General features: G+C 67.2%; 3 protein-coding genes. All 3 read right to left on the reverse strand.

The window, feature by feature from the left end:
- Positions 1–156 precede the first annotated feature (156 nt).
- On the reverse strand, positions 157–1,185 hold the full coding sequence (locus ACFW6B_RS41065; RefSeq protein ID WP_386605050.1) for an IS3 family transposase: 1,029 nt from the start codon (positions 1,183–1,185) through the stop codon (positions 157–159).
- Complete coding sequence (locus tag ACFW6B_RS41070; protein WP_181802840.1) at positions 1,182–1,565, reverse strand: transposase; 384 nt, start codon at positions 1,563–1,565, stop codon at positions 1,182–1,184. The genes ACFW6B_RS41065 and ACFW6B_RS41070 overlap by 4 nt, the downstream gene beginning before the upstream one ends.
- 33 nt (positions 1,566–1,598) lie before the next feature.
- Positions 1,599–2,058 (reverse strand): hypothetical protein (locus ACFW6B_RS41075; protein ID WP_386605048.1); only part of this gene is annotated, 460 nt, incomplete at its 5' end.

Here is a 2,058-nt window from a genome sequence, read left to right on the forward strand (position 1 = left end):
CCTGCTGGCTGCGAGGGCTGGGCTGACCATCGGTGCCGATGAACCGGGCCCGTCGACACCGTCACCGCGGTATTGGTATTCACGGCTGTCGCCGCCTGTCGGCAACGGCTGAATTTGGGACCGGAAGATTTCAAGTCCAGTGAGACGGTCGTGACGCTATGAGGTTTGTGGTGCGGGTTCCCTGCGCTTGGCTGGGTCGTTGATCCATGCCTGCTGGGGTATCCGGGGTGGTCGGGGGCGGCGGCCGAAGCGTTCGGGGTGGCGGGCGTATGCGTCGGCGAGGGTGACTGCGCGCTGGTCGCGGACTTCCTCGGCGGTGCCGAAGTGCACGCTGGCGGGTGTGTGCCAGCCGATGCCCGAATGCCGGTGCTCGTGGTTGTAGTACGTGATGAACGCGTCGAACCACTCGCGGGCATGGGCCAGTGAGTCGAATCGTTCGGGGTAGTCGGACATGTACTTCGTGGTCTTGAAGTGGGCCTCGCTGTAAGGGTTGTCGTTGGAGGTCTTCGGTCGCGAGTGCGACCGTGTGACGCCCAGGTCGATCAGCAGCTGCGAGACCTTCTTCGAGGTCATCGACGTGCCACGGTCTGCGTGCACGGTCTCGGGCACGATGCCGTTGCGGGCGATGGTCTCGCGGATCAACTCCTCGGCCCGCACCGCTGATTCGGCCCGCTCGACGGTGTGGCCGACGACGTAGCGGCTGAAGATGTCGATGATGACGTAGGCGTGATACCAGACGCCCCTGGCCGGCCCGGCCGCCTTGGTGATGTCCCAGGTGAACACCTGCGACGGGGCAGTGGCGACCAGCTCCGGCACCGCCTTGGCCGGGTGGGTGGCCTGGCGGCGGCGCTCGCCGGACTGCCCCTTCTCGCGCAGGATCCGGTACATCGTGGAGACGGAGCAGTGGTAGCGCCCGGCATCCAGCTCACGGGCCCAGATCTGGGCGGGCGGCAACTCGGCGTACTCGCCCGAGTTCATCAGCTCCAGGACCGCGGCCCGTTCGTCGGCCGTCAGAGCCGAGGGCTGGACCTGCGGTTTCCTGGGCTTTCGTTCCGTTGGGGGCCGCAGCCTGCGGTAGTGGGTGGCCCGGGAGCGGCCGGTCAGCCGGCACGCGGCGGTGATGCCCAGCGCGTCCTCGACGCCGGCGAAGGCGTCGTCGGCGACCGGGGCGGCGGCGTGCGTCAGTCCGCGCCCTCGGAGATCATTTCCAAGAGCGCGGAAGCTTTTCCCATGACTTCCAGCGCGGCCTTGTTGCGGGCCAGTTCCTTCTCCAGTCGTTCCACCTGGCGGCGCAGCTTCTCGTTCTCCGCCTCGGCAGCCGGCTTCTTCGGCCTTGCCGGGCTCGTGCGCTGGTCGACCAGCTTCTCCAGGGCCCCGGCATCCCTCGCGGCCCGCCATTCCTTGACGTGCGAGTGGTACAGGCGCTCGCGGCGCAGGACCGCGCCCTTCTCGTTCTTGGGCGCGGCGTCGTACTCGGCCACGATCCGCAGCTTGTACTCGGGACTGAACGTGCGGCGCTTCGGCCGGGGCGCCGGGTCGGATCCGGCGGGAGTGGTGCTGGTCATGAGGGGGTGGTTCTCCTGTCGTGCCCTCTCAGGCTAACCCGACGAAGCGGGACGTCTCACCCAAGGCTGACAGAGAGGGGTCCGGGTGTTCTTCGCCCGACCGTTGTCCAGCTGTTGCTGGGACCAGTTGACTATGTGCTTGCCGTCTTTGGTGAACACGACCGTGCCGCGGTTGGGGTCACCGAAGGCGGGCTTGTGGACGTAGGTGAAGCACGGCACCACATCGGTGTCGGGGCGGCTGCCCGGGACGCTCGGAACGTAGAAGGCGACGTTACGGCTGGCATCGACGGCGCTCGAGGCGCGCCTGAGCGCGATCCCCAGCTCGCTGCGGAACTTCTCCGGGGTCCAGGAGCCGTTGTAGTTGCTGTTCTGCAGCATCAGGTCCCAGGATGTCATCCCTGCCGGGGAGCCCCGGTATATGCGCTGGGTGAACTCGACCTTGATGTCCATGTCGCTATCGCTGCTGACATTGGTGTTGTTCGCCCAAGAGCCC

Source organism: Streptomyces sp. NPDC058751, assembly GCF_042746485.1.
Taxonomy (GTDB): Bacteria; Actinomycetota; Actinomycetes; order Streptomycetales; family Streptomycetaceae; genus Streptomyces.

Bases quoted from the DNA above. Each gene is read 5' to 3' on its own strand.
- ACFW6B_RS41070 (WP_181802840.1), bottom strand. From the start codon at position 1,565: ATGACCAGCACCACTCCCGCCGGATCCGACCCGGCGCCCCGGCCGAAG.